13 protein-coding genes are annotated in these 14,286 nt (G+C 72.4%); 7 read left to right on the top strand and 6 right to left on the bottom strand.

Going from position 1 to position 14,286, the window contains the following annotated elements; all coding sequences use genetic code 11:
* The first annotated feature begins 176 nt into the window (after positions 1-176).
* Together ACFXG1_RS25035 and ACFXG1_RS25030 are read left to right on the top strand one after the other, a co-directional pair.
* Positions 177-560: a F0F1 ATP synthase subunit epsilon gene (locus ACFXG1_RS25035; protein ID WP_384724193.1), complete on the top strand. Its 384-nt coding sequence runs from the start codon at positions 177-179 to the stop codon at positions 558-560.
* A gap of 154 nt (positions 561-714) precedes the next feature.
* Positions 715-1,173, top strand: coding sequence for a DUF2550 domain-containing protein (locus ACFXG1_RS25030; RefSeq protein ID WP_384724191.1), 459 nt, complete (start codon positions 715-717; stop codon positions 1,171-1,173).
* Positions 1,174-1,519: 346 nt separating this feature from the next.
* Here the strand turns inward: ACFXG1_RS25030 and ACFXG1_RS25025 are convergent, their stop codons facing one another.
* The 3 genes from ACFXG1_RS25025 to ACFXG1_RS25015 form a co-directional block, all read right to left on the bottom strand.
* Complete coding sequence (locus tag ACFXG1_RS25025) at positions 1,520-3,274, bottom strand: glycosyl hydrolase family 18 protein (RefSeq protein WP_384712877.1); 1,755 nt, start codon at positions 3,272-3,274, stop codon at positions 1,520-1,522.
* Positions 3,275-3,578: 304 nt separating this feature from the next.
* A complete protein-coding gene (locus tag ACFXG1_RS25020) occupies positions 3,579-4,280 on the bottom strand; it encodes a response regulator (RefSeq protein ID WP_384712851.1) in 702 nt (233 codons plus the stop codon).
* The gene (locus ACFXG1_RS25015; protein WP_384712854.1) at positions 4,277-5,518 is read right to left on the bottom strand and encodes a sensor histidine kinase; all 1,242 of its coding nucleotides are present in this window, start codon (positions 5,516-5,518) and stop codon (positions 4,277-4,279) included. Before ACFXG1_RS25015 ends, ACFXG1_RS25020 begins: the two co-directional genes overlap by 4 nt.
* 160 nt (positions 5,519-5,678) lie before the next feature.
* On the opposite strand from ACFXG1_RS25015, the gene ACFXG1_RS25010 reads away from it, so the two are divergent.
* Positions 5,679-6,305 carry a hypothetical protein gene (locus ACFXG1_RS25010; protein WP_384712857.1) on the top strand — a complete coding sequence of 209 codons (627 nt, stop codon included), beginning with the start codon at positions 5,679-5,681 and terminating at the stop codon, positions 6,303-6,305.
* A gap of 66 nt (positions 6,306-6,371) precedes the next feature.
* On the opposite strand, the gene ACFXG1_RS25005 is transcribed toward ACFXG1_RS25010, so the two are convergent.
* The 3 genes from ACFXG1_RS25005 to ACFXG1_RS24995 all read right to left on the bottom strand — a co-directional run bounded on the left by ACFXG1_RS25005 (position 6,372) and on the right by ACFXG1_RS24995 (position 8,607).
* The gene (locus ACFXG1_RS25005; protein WP_384712860.1) at positions 6,372-6,944 is read right to left on the bottom strand and encodes a cob(I)yrinic acid a,c-diamide adenosyltransferase; all 573 of its coding nucleotides are present in this window, start codon (positions 6,942-6,944) and stop codon (positions 6,372-6,374) included.
* Positions 6,945-6,970: 26 nt separating this feature from the next.
* Positions 6,971-7,720, bottom strand: a complete 750-nt coding sequence (locus ACFXG1_RS25000; RefSeq protein WP_384712862.1) for an ABC transporter permease — start codon at positions 7,718-7,720, stop codon at positions 6,971-6,973.
* Positions 7,721-7,824: 104 nt separating this feature from the next.
* Positions 7,825-8,607 (bottom strand): ABC transporter ATP-binding protein, encoded by a 783-nt coding sequence (locus tag ACFXG1_RS24995; RefSeq protein WP_384712865.1) that lies wholly within the window; start codon positions 8,605-8,607, stop codon positions 7,825-7,827.
* A 114-nt stretch (positions 8,608-8,721) separates the two neighbouring features.
* On the opposite strand from ACFXG1_RS24995, the gene ACFXG1_RS24990 reads away from it, so the two are divergent.
* The 4 genes from ACFXG1_RS24990 to ACFXG1_RS24975 all read left to right on the top strand — a co-directional run bounded on the left by ACFXG1_RS24990 (position 8,722) and on the right by ACFXG1_RS24975 (position 14,184).
* Positions 8,722-9,363, top strand: a complete 642-nt coding sequence (locus tag ACFXG1_RS24990; RefSeq protein ID WP_384712868.1) for a TetR/AcrR family transcriptional regulator — start codon at positions 8,722-8,724, stop codon at positions 9,361-9,363.
* A gap of 127 nt (positions 9,364-9,490) precedes the next feature.
* On the top strand, positions 9,491-10,339 hold the full coding sequence (locus tag ACFXG1_RS24985) for a 3-hydroxyacyl-CoA dehydrogenase family protein (protein ID WP_384712871.1): 849 nt from the start codon (positions 9,491-9,493) through the stop codon (positions 10,337-10,339).
* A 371-nt stretch (positions 10,340-10,710) separates the two neighbouring features.
* Entirely contained in the window at positions 10,711-11,034 is a 324-nt protein-coding gene (locus ACFXG1_RS24980; RefSeq protein ID WP_384712874.1) for an STAS domain-containing protein, read from the top strand.
* Between the two features lie 432 nt (positions 11,035-11,466).
* A complete protein-coding gene (locus tag ACFXG1_RS24975; RefSeq protein ID WP_384744606.1) occupies positions 11,467-14,184 on the top strand; it encodes an ATP-binding protein in 2,718 nt (905 codons plus the stop codon).
* Positions 14,185-14,286: the final 102 nt, after the last annotated feature.

Below are 14,286 nucleotides of genomic sequence, written 5' to 3'. Positions count from 1 at the left end.
CCCCGGTGATCCGGTGAGGTGAGGGGGACGGGGTTCCGCCCCGCCCCCCTCACCCCTCCGACCGCCTTTCCGGCCGCGTGCCGGAGCGGGCCTCCGCGCGATCGCGTACGGAGCCCTACTAGACTGATGAACCGACACCCGGCGAAGCCGCCGGGTGGTGACCCGAGGAGCCACCCTTGGCTGCTGAGCTGCATGTCGAGCTGGTCGCCGCCGACCGCCAGGTCTGGTCCGGCGAGGCCACCCTGGTCGTCGCGCGCACCACGTCCGGCGACATCGGCGTCATGCCCGGTCACCAGCCGCTGCTCGGTGTGCTGGAGTCGGGCCCTGTGACCATCCGTACCAGCACCCCCGAGGGTGCCGGGACGGTCGTCGCCGCCGTGCACGGCGGATTCATCTCCTTCGCCGACAACAAGCTGTCGCTGCTGGCGGAGATCGCCGAGCTGGCGGACGAGATCGACGCCCAGCGTGCCGAGCGCGCGCTGGAGCGTGCCAAGTCGGATTCGGACTCCGCGGCCGAGCGCCGTGCGGACGTCCGGCTCCGCGCGGTGGCGGTGCGCTGAGCCCCCCGCCGACAGACGTCGCCCTCAGCCGCGGCCAGGACTGGAACCCTCCGGACCTGGTCGCGGCTGAGGCAATGCGGGTGCGAGTGGTTTTCGGTACGGGACAGAGTTCGGTGTCGGGTTCGGATACGAGGACGCGAGGAGGTCGGCGGAGATGTTCCTCGCGGTGCTGGTGAGCGTGCTCGCAGTCGTCGCACTGGTGGGGATCGGGCTGTTCGTCTTCGGTCTGCGCCGCCGGCTGATCCAGCGTTCGGGCGGTACGTTCGACTGCTCCCTGCGGTGGGACGTCCCCGACGACCCCGAGGCGGGACTCCCGCCGGGCAAGGGCTGGGTGTACGGGGTCGCCCGCTACAGCGGCGACCGCATCATGTGGTTCCGGGTCTTCTCGTACGCGCCCCGGCCGCGCCGGGTACTGGAACGGTCCGCGATCGAGGTCGTCGGCCGCCGTACGCCGGAGGGCGAGGAGGAGCTGGCGCTGCTGTCGGACGCGGTCGTCCTGGGCTGTCTGCACCAGGGGACGCGCCTGGAGCTCGCCATGAGCGAGGACGCCCTGACCGGTTTCCTCGCCTGGCTGGAGGCCGCGCCCCCGGGCCAGCGCGTCAACGTCGCGTAGCCCCTTGCGGGGTGCGTTCCCCCCAAGAAGCCCGGCCCCGCCATGCCATGACCCTCTGAGCCCGGTCTGCCCACCGTCCGTGGCTGAGCGCGCAGTTCCTCGCGCCCCTGGATACCGTGCTCATCGCCTCCGGAGACTTGCCGGGTCACCCCGCGAAGGCCGGAACACGGAGCTCCAGGGGCGCGGGGAACTGCGCGAGCAACCACAGACGGGGCACGGGCCGGGTACTAGGGTCGACATACGGCGCGCCCGCAGCGGGAAGACGGAAGCGGCCGGGGAGTTGTGCTCCCCGGCCGCTTCGTCATGTCACGGGTGGCTCACCGGATACGGCGGGCGACCCGGGTCGTCATTGGAGTCCGTTGTTGACCGCGGTGACCATCTCACCATTGCTGGTGTCACCGCTGAACTCCCACCAGAACGCACCGCCGAGTTCCTGGTTCTTCGCCCAGTTCATCTTGGTGCCGATGGTCGCCGGGGTGTCGTAGCCCCACCAGTTGCTGCCGCACTTGGCGTAGGCGGTGCCGCCCGCGGTGCCGGTGGCCGGGCAGGTGTTCTTCAGGACCTTGTAGTCCTCGAAGCCCGGCTCATAGGTGCCCTGGGCCGGGCCGGTGGCGGTGCCGCCCGGTGTCGCCTGGGTGACGCCGGTCCAGCCTCTGCCGTAGAAGCCGACACCGAGGAGCAGCTTGCTGGCCGGTACGCCCTTCGCCTTCAGTTTCGCGATGGCGTTGGCCGAGGTCCAGGTCGGCTCGGGGATGGGCACGTACGTGTTGAGCGGCGAGTGCATCGCCGTCGGTCCCTGCGCGGACCAGGCACCGAAGAAGTCGTACGTCATGACGTTGTACCAGTCCATATATTGTGCCGCGCCCGCGTAGTCCGCGGCATCGATCTTGCCCCCGGTCTTGGCGTCCGCGGTGATGGCGGCCGTGACCAGGTAGTTCGGGCCGAACTTGGTACGGAACGCCTGGGCCATGGTCTTCATGACCGCGGGTCCGCTGCTGTCGCAGGTGAGACCGCAGGCGTTGGGGTACTCCCAGTCGAGGTCGATGCCGTCGAAGACATCGGCCCAGCGGGGGTCCTCCACCAGGTCGTAGCAGGACTGGGCGAAGGCCGCCGGGTTCTGCATGGCCTGGCCGAAGCCGCCGGACCAGGTCCAGCCGCCGAAGGAGTAGAGGACCTTGATGTGCGGGAACTGCCGCTTCAGCTCGCGCAGCTGGTTGAAGTTACCGCGCAGCGGCTGGTCCCAGGTGTCGCCGACACCGTCGACGGAGATGTCGGCGGTGTAGTTGCGCTCGATGTCCGCGTACGAGTCGCCGATGGTGCAGCGGCCGTTCTGGACGTTGCCGAACGCGTAGTTGATGTGGGTGATCTTCGCGGCGGAGCCGGAGGTGACCAGGTTCTTCACGTGGTAGTTGCGCCCGTAGACGCCCCAGTTGGTGAAGTAGCCCATCTTGATCTTGTTGCCGCCGCCGCCGGGGATGCCGGGGGTGCGGAAGGTGTGGGCCGCGCTCACCGGGCCGAGCTGGTTGGCGTTGTCGCGGGCCTGGACCGTGTAGCTGTAGTCCGTGGCCTTGGTCAGCCCGGTGTCGTTGTACGTGAGTCCGGTGACCGTGGCGACCTTGAGGCCGTCCCGGAGGACGTCGTAGTCCTTGACGCCCTTGTCGTCGGTGGCCGCGCCCCAGGAGATGGTGGCGGAGGTCTCCGTGACATTGCTGGAGGAGACGGCGCCCGGCGCGGACGGCGGGTCGTCGCCCGGGACCACACCGCCGTCACAGGTACCGCCGTTGATCGAACAGTTGCTGGGGGCGCCCGTTCCGGTGCCGTTGAAGCCGAAGGTGGCGCTGGCTCCGGGGGAGAGTGCGGCGGCCCAGGACTTGCTCTTGGCGGTCCAGCGGTTGCCGACGTTGGTCACATCGGCGTCCCAGGCGGAGGTGACCCGCGTGCCGGCGGGAAAGTCCCACTCGACGGTCCAGGCGTTGATGGTGGTGGTGCCGGTGTTCTTGATCGTCCACTTGCCCTCGAAGCCGCCGCCCCAGTCGGAGCCCTTGGCGTAGGTGGCGGTGGCCGAGGTGGCGGCCTGGGCGGGGGACGCGAGGCCGACCATCGCGGCCAGCGGCACGACGAGCGCGGCGACGGCCGCGACCACCCGGGATCTGAGCGACCACCGGGTTCTGGGGGCGTGCAGTGGTGGGGGTTGAGTGCTCACGGGTACTCCTTGAGGAGGTCCGGACAGTGGGGGTGGGACCAGGTGGAACCGTGCACTGTGCGCACTCTGCGTGGCTCACCGCAGCGTGTGTTGCGAGGAGAGTAGGAAGGTCTGGACCAATCGTCAATAGGTCCAGACCACGTTGCACCGTCCCGGAGGGGTTGCTTCCGCCCGTTCCGTACCCCCTATTTATGACGCCTCGTCAGATCCCCAACTCCTGTGCCAGGACCGCGGCCTGGACCCGGCTGCGCAGCGCCAGCTTCCCGAGCAACCTGCTCACATGGGTTTTCACGGTGGCTTCCGCCATCCGCAGCCGCTCGGCGATCTCCGCGTTCGACATGCCCTCGCCGAGACAGGACAGCACCTCCCGCTCCCGCCGGGTGAGGGTGTCCAGGACCGCGGGATCCGGTCCGCCGGGGGCGCGAACCGGCCGGGGTGTGGCGAATTCCGCGATCAGCCGCCGGGTCACGGCGGGCGCGATCAGACCCTCGCCGCGGGCCACGGTCCGTACCGCCTCCAGCAGATCCCTGGCGTCGGTGTCCTTCAGCAGGAAGCCGGCGGCCCCGGCCCGCAACGAGCCGAAGACGTACTCGTCGAGATCGAACGTGGTCAGCACCAGGACGTCCGCCAGCCCCTCGGCGACCACCTGACGGGTCGCCGACACCCCGTCGAGCCGGGGCATCTGGACGTCCATCAGGACGAGGTCGGGGCGCAGCTCGCGGGCGAGCCGTACCGCGGCCTCCCCGTCGGCGGCCTCTCCGACGACCTCGATGTCGGGGGCGCTGCGCAGGATCAGCACCAGCCCGGCGCGAACGGAGCTCTGGTCCTCCGCGACCAGGACCCGGACGGGCGCCGGGGCGTCCTCGGGCGGCGGTTCGCCGTGCGGGTGGGCTTCGGGGGTCATGCGTCGGGCTCCTTGTCGTCGTGTACCGGCAGTACGGCCCTCACCCGCCAGATCTTCCCCGGTCCGCCGTCCGGATCCGGTTCGGGGCCGGCCTCGATCTCGCCGCCGAGCAGGGCCACCCGCTCCCGCATCCCCACCAGACCGGCGCCGGAGCCGGGCGCCCTGGGCCCGGAACGCGCACCGTACGGGCTGGTGACGGCCGCGGTCAGGCCGCGGCCCGAGGTGTGCTCGACGACGACGCGCACCTCGCCGGGGGCCGCGTGCTTGAGCGCGTTCGTCAGTGATTCCTGCACGATCCGGTACGCGGCCTGCTCCACCGGCGCCGGCAGGAGGATCGCCCCGGGGCCGCCCTTCTCGCCCCCGGGCGGGCCGCCGTCGACGCGGACGTCGAGCGCGAAGCCGAGGCCGCTGGCCGTGCCGTTGGTCCTGGCCTGTGCCACCAGCGCGTCGAGGCCCGCGAGCGACGGGCGGGCGGCGGGCTCCCAGTCGTCGCTGTTGTCCCGCAGCAGCCCGATCAGCCGCCGCATCTCCGCCAGGCCCGCGACGCTGTTCTCCCGGATGACCTCCAGTGCGTCGCGGCTGGTCACCGCGTCGTCCAGGGACAGGGCCGCGGTGGAGTGGATCGCGATCGCGGAGAGGTGGTTGGCGACCATGTCGTGCAGCTCGCGCGCCATCCGGGAGCGTTCGGCGGTGATCGCCTGCACCCGGTCCATCTCGGCGAGCAGGGCCGTCTGCTCGGCCCGCAGCCTGGCCGCGTCCGCCGCGTCGCGGTGGTTGCGGACGATGGCGCCGGTGATCGACGGGACGAAGGTCATCAGCCCGAAGAGGACACCCAGCAGCAGGGCCTCGGGCTCCCGGAGGACCGCGATCAGAACGCCGGTGACGGCGACGGTCAGCACTCCGGCGATCTTCGGGATGTGGGGGGCGGCGCGGGAGGGGCCGTAGACCACGGATACGTACACCGCGTCCGTGAACAGGAGGACGGTGATCAGCGATCCGGCCGTGAAGAGGTCACCGATCAGTGCCAGGCTGCTGACCAGCAGGGTGATCAGCGGATACGAGCGGCGCACGGTCGACTGGCAGCAGATCACCACGAGCGGCACCAGTACGGCCCACGGGGGCAGCGGACTGGTCTCCGGGCGCTGCATGAACAGGTTGAGCGACCAGAGCAGCACACCGACGAGGAGCGATGCCGCGGCGATCAGGACATCGTCGCGGTGGGGTCGGGGGATGCGCACATACCCATCAAACACGGAGCGTCGCGCGGGCGCGTCGGATGGCGGAGTGAACCGGCGCTACATCGAAGGATGCAGTTCGGGGCGGTGGCTTCTCCTCTTCGGCGACGACGAAACCCGGCGGCCCCGGGGGCAGCCTGGACGGGGTGAGAGGAGAACTGCCGTGATCGTGGCGCTGATCGTGATCTGTGAGGTCGGCTTCTGGGTTCTGCTGGCGGCCGGTCTGGGGGCGCGCTATCTGCTGAAGAAGCCCCGGCTGGGCATGGCGCTGCTGCTGTGCGAGCCGGTGCTGGAGGTCGTGCTGCTGGTCGCCACCGCGATCGATCTGAAGAACGGAGCCGAGCCGAACTGGACGCACGGTCTGGCGGCGCTGTACATCGGCTACACCGTCGGCCACGGCCATCGCACGGTGAAGTGGCTCGACGGTATCGCCGCCCACCGGCTCGGCGGCGGCCCGCCGCCGCCCAAGGCCCCGTCGTACGGCCGGGCGCGCGCCGCCCACGAGGCCCGGCTCTGGCGGGGCACGCTCATCGGCGCGGCGACCGCCAGTGTCCTGCTGCTGCTGGCGATCGCCTATGTGGGTGACGGGGCCCGGGACGACGGCCTGTGGTCGTGGCTGGGGCAGGCGTGGAAGATCGCGGGTATCCACGGACTGGTGGCGCTCTGGTACACCGTCCGGCCGCCGAAGACCCCGGAGGGCAAGGACGACTGGGGCCGGGACCTCGCCGGTGAGGGGGTCCGCGACGATGCCGAGGACCGGGCGCCGGAGCGGACGGCGAAGCGGCTGTAGGGCGCCAGCCGGACGGTACCCGGGCGGCCCCGGTGCCGGGCCCCGCCGCCCGGCGAGGTCACGGCACTAGCGTTCGCCGCCCGGCACCCACAGCACGTCGCCGCGCTCCTTGTTCGCCGTCCTGGCCAGGATGAACAGCAGGTCCGACAGCCGGTTGAGATAGGTCGCCGTCAGCGGGTTCATGGTCTCGCCGTGGACCTCCAGCGCCGCCCAGGTGGAGCGTTCGGCGCGGCGGACGACCGTGCACGCCTGGTGCAGCAGCGCCGCGCCGGGCGTACCGCCGGGGAGGATGAAGCTGCGCAGCTTGTCGAGGCCGGCCAGGAAGTGGTCGCAGTCCTTCTCCAGCCGGTCGACGTAGAACTGCTCGACCCGCAGCGGCGGGTACTTCGGGTTCTCGGTGACCGGGGTCGACAGATCGGCGCCGACGTCGAAGAGGTCGTTCTGGATCCGGACGAGCACCTTGACGACCTCGTCCGGGAGCGCCCCGAGGGCGATCGCGGTGCCGAGCGCGGCGTTCGCCTCGTTGGCGTCGGCGTAGGCGGCGATCCTGAGGTCGGTCTTGGGCGCCCGGCTCATATCGCCGAGCGCCGTTGTGCCGTCGTCGCCGGTGCGGGTGTAGATACGCGTCAGATTCACCATGCCGCCAGCGTAATGAGGTCCCGGGGTCAGCCGCCCGGGCGGCGGATCGCCCGGGTGCCGACCGCCACGGCCGCTGCCGTGAGGGCGACGGCGACGAGGGAGCCGTAGAGCATCGGGGCGGTGGTGTACGAGCCGGTGTACGCGTCCCGGACCGCGTCCACGAGATGGCGCAGCGGCATCAGCCGGGAGAGGGTGTCCAGCCAGCCGGGGCCGATGGCCGTCGGCAGGATCAGCCCCGACAGCAGCATCACCGGCATGACGGTGGCGTTGACGATCGGTCCGAAGGCGTGCGGGACGGAAAGCAGGGACGCCAGGGTGTACGAGAGCGCCGCCAGCGCCGTGGCGAGGACGCCGACGAAGACGAAGCCGATCAGTACGCCCGCCAGCGGTGCGCGCAGCCCGACGGCGAGGGCCGCGAGCACCAGCAGGACGGACTGGAGGACCAAGAGGGCGGCGTCCCGGAGGACTCGGCCGAGCAGCAGGGCCGTACGGCTCACGGGGGTGACCCGCATCCGTTCCAGGACGCCGTGGCCGCGCTCCACGATCAGCCCGAAGCCGGCGAAGGCCGCGCCGAAGAGGACGAGCTGGAGCAGGAGCCCGGGTACCAGGATCTGCCAGGAGTCGCCCCGGCCGCCGAGCGGGAGTTCGGTGAGGAGCGGGCCGAAGAAGAGCAGATAGAGCAGGGGCATCGTGATCCCGAAGGCCAGATGGATGCCCGAGCGCAGGGTCTGGCGGGCGTAGCGGCCGAAGATCAGGGCGGTGTCGCGCAGCAGCACGGTCGGGTCGTCTCCTTGGTGAGCCGTGGGTGAGCCGTGGGCGGGCCGGGCCGGTGGTGGGACGCGGTCCCGGCGGGGGCGGTGCCGGCGGTGGCGGTCTCGGGTCACACCGCGGTCGGGCCGGTGCCGACGGGTACCGGCGTACGGCCGGTGACGGCGAGGAACGCGTCCTGGAGCGTGGCGCCGTCCGACCCCGCGTGGGCGCGCTTCAGCTCATCGGGGGTCCCCTCCGCCGCGACCAGCCCCCGGTCCACGATCACCACCCGGTCCGCGAGCGCGTCGGCCTCGTCCAGATAGTGGGTGGTGAGGACGACCGTGGTGCCCAGCTCCCGGCGGAGCCCCCGGACCAGCTCCCAGACGTCCGCCCGGCTGCCGGGGTCGAGCCCGGTCGTCGGCTCGTCGAGGAAGAGGACCGCGGGGCGGTGGGTCAGTCCCATGGCGATGTCGAGCCGTCTGCGCTCGCCCCCCGAGAGCGATTCGACGGTACGGCCCAGGAGGGCTTCCAAGCCGAGCAGTCCGGCCAGCTCCTCGGCGCGCAGGGCCGCAGCCCGGCGCGACAGGCGGTAGAGCCGACCCTGGGTGGTGAGCTCCTCCCGTACCCCCAGCTGGGGATCGAGACCGCCGGACTGGGCGACGTAGCCGATCCTGGCCCGGACCGCCGCCGGATCGCGGACCAGGTCGTGTCCGGCGACCGTGGCCGCACCCCCGGTGGGCGGGAGCAGGGTCGTGAGCATCCGCAGGGTCGTCGTCTTGCCCGCGCCGTTGGGGCCGAGCAGACCGACGATCTCACCGGCGTCGACCCGGAGGTCGATACCGCGGACGGCCTCGACCGGGCCCTGACGGGTGGTGAAGGTCCGGGTCAGACCGGACGTACTGATGACTGCCATGCCCCCACCGAAGCAGAGTCGCTGAAAATTTGCAATGACCCCAAAGATTGAGCGGACCTAAAATTGGATCGAGTTGTGAAAATGGGCAGGATGCGGTAAAGGTAGGATGGCGGCATGGCCGAGGGACTGAGGGAGCGCAAGAAGCGCCGGACGCGGCAGCACATCTCCGACACCGCCACCGGCCTCTTCCTCGAACGCGGCTTCGACGCCGTCACCATCGCCGAGGTCGCCGAGGCCGCCGAGTTGTCCGTCAACACCGTCTACAACTACTTCGCCACCAAAGAGGACCTCTTCCTCGACCGCGGCGACGACCTGGTCGAGCAGCTCTCCCGCTGGGTACGCGGCCGGGAGGCGGGGGAGTCCGCGGCCGGAGCCGTACTGCGCGAGGTACGGGCCGAGGTCGAGGCCGTCTCGCCCCGGATCGGCCTCGACGCAGGACAGGAACGCTTTCTGCTGGTCCTCCAGGACGCGGCGACCCTGCGCGCCGGACTCGCCCGGCTCCAGCAACGGGCCGTCGAGCGGCTGGAGGAGACCCTCCGCGAGGAGACCGGAGCCGGACCCGGCGACCCGCTGCCCGCCCTCGTCGCGGGCCAGCTCGACTGGATCCACCGCTCCGTCATGGACGCCGTACGGCACGGGATGACGGCCGGGCGGAGCCCCGAGGACGTCTCCCGCGACACCCTCGCCGTCCTCGACGAGATCGAGACGCTCCTCGGGGAACGCGTCCTCGGGTACGCCGTCCGGACGGGCCGCTGAGGCGCTCCCGGGTGTGATGTCCGCCGGACGGAGCGTGACGCGCATCTCTTCACCGCCACACGGCCGCCCGCGGACGCTAACCTCCGCCGAGAGGCGAAAAAGTGAACGAGTGTTAAGGGGTGCCGCCGTGGCCGGGAAGCTCGCCGTCATCGGGGCCGGACTCATGGGGTCCGGGATCGCGCAGGTCTCCGCCCAGGCGGGCTGGGACGTCGTGCTGCGCGATATCACCGACGAGGCCGTCGGCCGCGGCACCGACGCGATCAGAGCGTCGTACGGCAAGTTCGTCGCGAAGGGGAAGCTCGCCGCCGAGGACGCCGACGCGGCCCTCGCCCGGATCACCACCACGACCGATCTCGACGCGGTCGCCGACGCGGATGTCGTCGTCGAGGCCGTGTTCGAGAAGCTGGAGGTCAAGCACGAGATCTTCCGGACGCTCGACAAGCTCGTCCGGGACGACGCCGTACTGGCCTCCAACACCTCCGCGATCCCGATCACCAAGATCGCGGCGGTCACCGAACGCCCCGAGCGGGTCGTCGGGGTGCACTTCTTCTCGCCGGTGCCGATGATGCAACTGGTCGAGCTGGTCCGCGGCTACAAGACGAGCGACGAGGCGCTGGCCACCGCCCGCGCCTTCGCCGAGTCCGTCGGCAAGACCTGCATCGTGGTCAACCGCGACGTCGCCGGATTCGTGACGACCCGGCTGATCTCGGCGCTGGTCGTGGAGGCCACCAAGCTGTACGAGAACGGCGTCGCGTCCGCCGAGGACATCGACCTCGCCTGCAAGCTGGGCTTCGGCCACGCCATGGGGCCGCTCGCCACCGCCGACCTCACCGGCGTGGACATCCTGATGCACGCCACCGGCAATATCTACACCGAGTCCCAGGACGAGAAGTTCGCGCCGCCGGAGCTGATGCGCCGGATGGTGGACGCGGGTGACATCGGCCGCAAGAGCGGGCAGGGCTTCTACACGTACTGACGCGCACCGGTGCGTCCGGTGCGGACGGGCGCGCTCCGGCGCGACCGGACCACCCCGCCGATACCGGAACCGGGCCGCTGCCACGGCCCGTTCGACCGGGCCGCCCGGCCCCGTCGATCACCCTTAGGAGTGATTTCGGTATCGGTTCGCTTACAACCAGCAACTGTGCGGCCCGTTGGGAAGTCAGTTGATGGAGAACCGCAGTGAACTGGACGGGTCGCACGGACCGGCGGGGTCGACGGCCCCGATACCGCCCGCGCGGCCGAAGGCCGGCACAGCGACGGACGACAGGAAGACGGCCGCGGGACGCCGGGAGGGCGCCCGGGCGGCGGTAGCCGTACGGCAGTCGAAGCACATCTCGGGGAGCGCATATGCACATCAGGGGCGACCACACCGAGCTGGTCGTCGGGGGCCGCCTCGACGTCCGCAGCGCGGCGGACGCCCGTACGGTCCTGCACTCGGCCGTCGACGACGGGGACGGGGACCTGGTGCTCGATCTCACCGCCCTCGACTCCTGGGACGCCACCGGGCTCGGGGTCATCATGGGAGCCCACCGCCGCGCCGGACGCTGCGGCCGGCGGCTCGTCCTGCGCGGAGTACCGCCGCAGATGCAGCGGTTGCTGGTGGCCACCAGGCTGCACCGCATCCTCGCGATCGAGGGCGGCCTCGCGGCGGAATCGCTGCCACGCGTCTGACCGGTCCGACCGGTACGCGAGACGTACGGAACACGCCCGGCCGCACCGGAGGTCACCGGTTCCCACGGAATCTCTCATGGGATCGTGACACCACCGGCCACACGGGACCCCCCGTGTCGGGAGATACGCTGCCAGCGTCTAGGGTCTTCCTTCCGGATCTGGCTGGATCAGTGAGCGGGGTCTGGTGCGTGCGATCGCAAGGCGGAGGATGGAGCCCACGCGGAGCGTAGGCGACTGACGACAACGTAGCGAGCGTGCGTGCCAGGGCCCGCGAGCCCAGCAAGATCCGGAAGGGAGGCCCTGGGGTTCGGGTTTCGCCGGGCTCCGACGCGGCCGTTGAGCCCGTGAAGCGGTGAGCGGCGGCGCGTATCCGCGTGACGACACCTCCGGGGGGCCCGGAAACCAATGGAGCCGATGAAGCCAAGGGAGCCGATGAAGAACGCCAGCTCCGGCGAGAGCAGTGGCACGCCGCGTGCCCCGCGCGACCCCGCCGTGGAGGGCTTCGCCCACCCCGCGGCCGGGGCCGCGCGGATCGTCCCCGTCGTCGCGGGTGACTTCCTGCTCTCCGTCAACCCCGTCGACGGCAGTGAGATCGCCCTCCGCCCGCCCGGCGGCGCACCCGACGACCAGGACTGGCCCGAGCCGCCCCGGCGGCGTACCGACGCCGAGCGCGCCGCCCACGACCGGGCCGGCCGGCCGCCCGTGCCCGCCGGTCCGGCCGCGGCGCCCGTCCCCCTCGTCGAACGCGACGAGGTCCGCGAACGGCTCACGGGCCTGCTGCGCCGGGGCCGTTCCATACGTCTCACCGGGCCCGCGGGCTCCGGCCGGTCCGCCCTGCTCGACCTGGTCGCCCAGGACTGCGCGGCCCTCGCCCCCGACGGGGTGATCCGGCTCGGCGGGGCGGGCCGGACCCCCGCCGATCCGCTGTACGCGCTGTACGCGGCCGTCCACCGCACCGACCGCTACCGCCCCGATCGCGCCGAACTCCTCACCCGGGTCGCCGGGATCGGCGCCGTGGTGATCGTCGACGATCTCGAATCCGGCGGGCCCGCCCTCGACGACCTGCTGGACGCGGCGCCCGAGTGCGCGTTCCTCGTCGCCTCTGCTCCCGACGCGGCCCCGGCCGGTACCGACGCCCGCGGCCCCGGCTCCGTCTTCGAAGAGGTCGAACTCGACGGACTCACCCGGGCCGGGGCGCTCGAACTCCTCACCGGGCTCGTGGGCCGCGAACTGACCGAGGACGAACGGAACTGGGCGGGCGACCTCTGGTTCGAGTCCGAGGGGCTGCCGCTGCGCTTCGTCCAGGCCGGTGCCCTGCTCCGGCAGAACGACGCGCTGGGCGGGGCGCCCGGCGGTGCCGACGAGACCGCCGAGGCCGAGGACGCCTCGCCCTTCGAGAAGCCCCGGAGCCGTCCCGTACGGCTGCCGACGCTGGCCCAGGGCGCGGCGCCCGCCGCGCTCCTCGCGTCCCGGCTCGGCGAATCGGCCCGGGAGACGCTGCGGTTCGCCGTCGCCCTCGGCGGCGAGGTGCCGCACCAGGCGCATCTGCCCGCGCTCATCGGCGACACCCACGCCGACACGGCCCTCGGCGAACTCATCGGCTGCGGACTGCTCTCACCCGCCGGGCCCCGCTACCGGCTCGCGCCCGGCGCGCTCGACCAGCTCAAGGACGAGGGGTACGGCGCCGACGGCGCGGGACCCGTCGACGCGGGCGCCCGCGCCCACACCGTCGCCCAGCACTACGCCTGGTGGACCGCGCACCCCTCGGTCGGCGCCGAACGTGTCGCCGTCGAGGCCGACGCCGTACTCGCCGCCCTGGCGGCGCTGCTGACGGACCGGGTGCCGGGACACATCAGTACGGCCGTACGGCTCGCCCGCGCCGCCGCCCCCGTCTTCGCCGCCGGTCTGCACTGGACGGCCTGGGAGAGCGCGCTGCGGATGGGCTCGGAGGCGGCCCGAATAGCGGGCGAGGTCGCCGAGGAGGCGTACTTCCACCACGAACTCGGCGTGCTCGCGCTCTGCACCGAACGCCTCGGCAGGGCCCGCGCCGAACTGGAGGCGTCGATCGCGCTGCGCGGCGCGCTCGCCGACAAGAACGGCACGGTCGCGGGGCGCCGCGCCCTGGCTCTGGTCACCGACCGGGAGAGCCGGGCGGCCGGGCCCGCCGCGCTCGCCGCGGCGCCGGAGCCCCGGGCGCTGGGCCCCGGCGGCCCGGCCCGGCCCCAACTCGTCCCGGTCCCGGTACCCGTATCCGTACCCGTGCCCCTGCCGGACCCGGCGGAAGGCGTCGCGTCCGCAGCATCCGAAGGATCCGAACCGTCCGATCCGGCCGAACCTTCCGCGCCGCTCGACGCGTGGCCGGAGGTACGGACCGACGGTCGTACCGAGGCGCCCCCGGTACCTCCGGTACCCCCGGCGGCGGCCCGCCCGGTGCCGCCGGTGGGCGCCGCAGCGGCGATCTCCGAACCGCTGACCGTGCCGCAGCCGGTGCTCGCCGTGCCGCCGCCGGGACAGGACGACGAGAAGCCGCTCCGGCGCCGTCTCGCCGCCCTGACGGGCGCCCGGCGCAATCTGGTCGCGGTGGGCGCGGGCGCGCTGCTCGTGGCCGCCCTGGGCGCCTTCATGGCCTTCGCCCCGGCGTCCGAGGAGAGGAAGACGCCCGGTAACCGGGTGGGGACCGGTGAGACCGCCGTCGAGGACGCGCGCGAGGAGCCGCCGGAGACGACGGACACCGGGCCCGGGTCCGAGCCGAGCGCCTCGGACCCGTACCGGCCGCCGTCGCGTACCTCGGCGGTGCCGTCGGCTTCGCGGACCGAGTCCCCGGCCACGCCGGGAGCGCGGCCCACGCGCTCCTCGTCGCCGCCGGACCCGGGGCCGACCCGCTCGACGCCCCCGCGGCCGTCGTCGTCGCAGTCGTCCGCCCCGAGCAGCCGGCCGCCGTCGTCCGCGCCGCCCGGCTCGTCGTCCCCGCCGGTGTCGTCCCCGGCGCCTTCGCAGAGCCAGTCCGTGACGCCGCCCACGGTGCCGAAGCCGAAGCCGCCGCAGGCCGGGTCGGCGCCCGGGACCGGCTTGGCCGGACCGTCCGCGTCCGACGGGCCGTCCGGTACATCCGGTACCGCCCCGGGCGCGGAGCCGGGCACCGGGAGCTGACGGCCCGGGTCGTCACCGCACGGGCAACGGACGGGCGAAGGCCGGGCACGCACTCCTCGGAGTGCGTGCCCCAGGATGATTAAAACAAAAACCAGCCCCCGA

The sequence above is a fragment of the Streptomyces sp. NPDC059248 genome, assembly GCF_042753905.1.
In the GTDB taxonomy this organism is placed as follows: domain Bacteria; phylum Actinomycetota; class Actinomycetes; order Streptomycetales; family Streptomycetaceae; genus Streptomyces.
Note: the sequence above shows the minus strand (reverse complement) of the source record. Positions and strands in the feature narration are given on the sequence as shown.

Bases quoted from the DNA above. Each gene is read 5' to 3' on its own strand.
- ACFXG1_RS25030 (WP_384724191.1), top strand. From the start codon at position 715: ATGTTCCTCGCGGTGCTGGTGAGCGTGCTCGCAGTCGTCGCACTGGTG.
- ACFXG1_RS25025 (WP_384712877.1), bottom strand. From the start codon at position 3,274: ATGGTCGGCCTCGCGTCCCCCGCCCAGGCCGCCACCTCGGCCACCGCC.
- ACFXG1_RS25020 (WP_384712851.1), bottom strand. From the start codon at position 4,280: ATGACCCCCGAAGCCCACCCGCACGGCGAACCGCCGCCCGAGGACGCC.
- ACFXG1_RS25005 (WP_384712860.1), bottom strand. From the start codon at position 6,944: ATGGTGAATCTGACGCGTATCTACACCCGCACCGGCGACGACGGCACA.
- ACFXG1_RS24995 (WP_384712865.1), bottom strand. From the start codon at position 8,607: ATGGCAGTCATCAGTACGTCCGGTCTGACCCGGACCTTCACCACCCGT.
- ACFXG1_RS24990 (WP_384712868.1), top strand. From the start codon at position 8,722: ATGGCCGAGGGACTGAGGGAGCGCAAGAAGCGCCGGACGCGGCAGCAC.
- ACFXG1_RS24980 (WP_384712874.1), top strand. From the start codon at position 10,711: ATGCACATCAGGGGCGACCACACCGAGCTGGTCGTCGGGGGCCGCCTC.
- ACFXG1_RS24975 (WP_384744606.1), top strand. From the start codon at position 11,467: ATGAAGAACGCCAGCTCCGGCGAGAGCAGTGGCACGCCGCGTGCCCCG.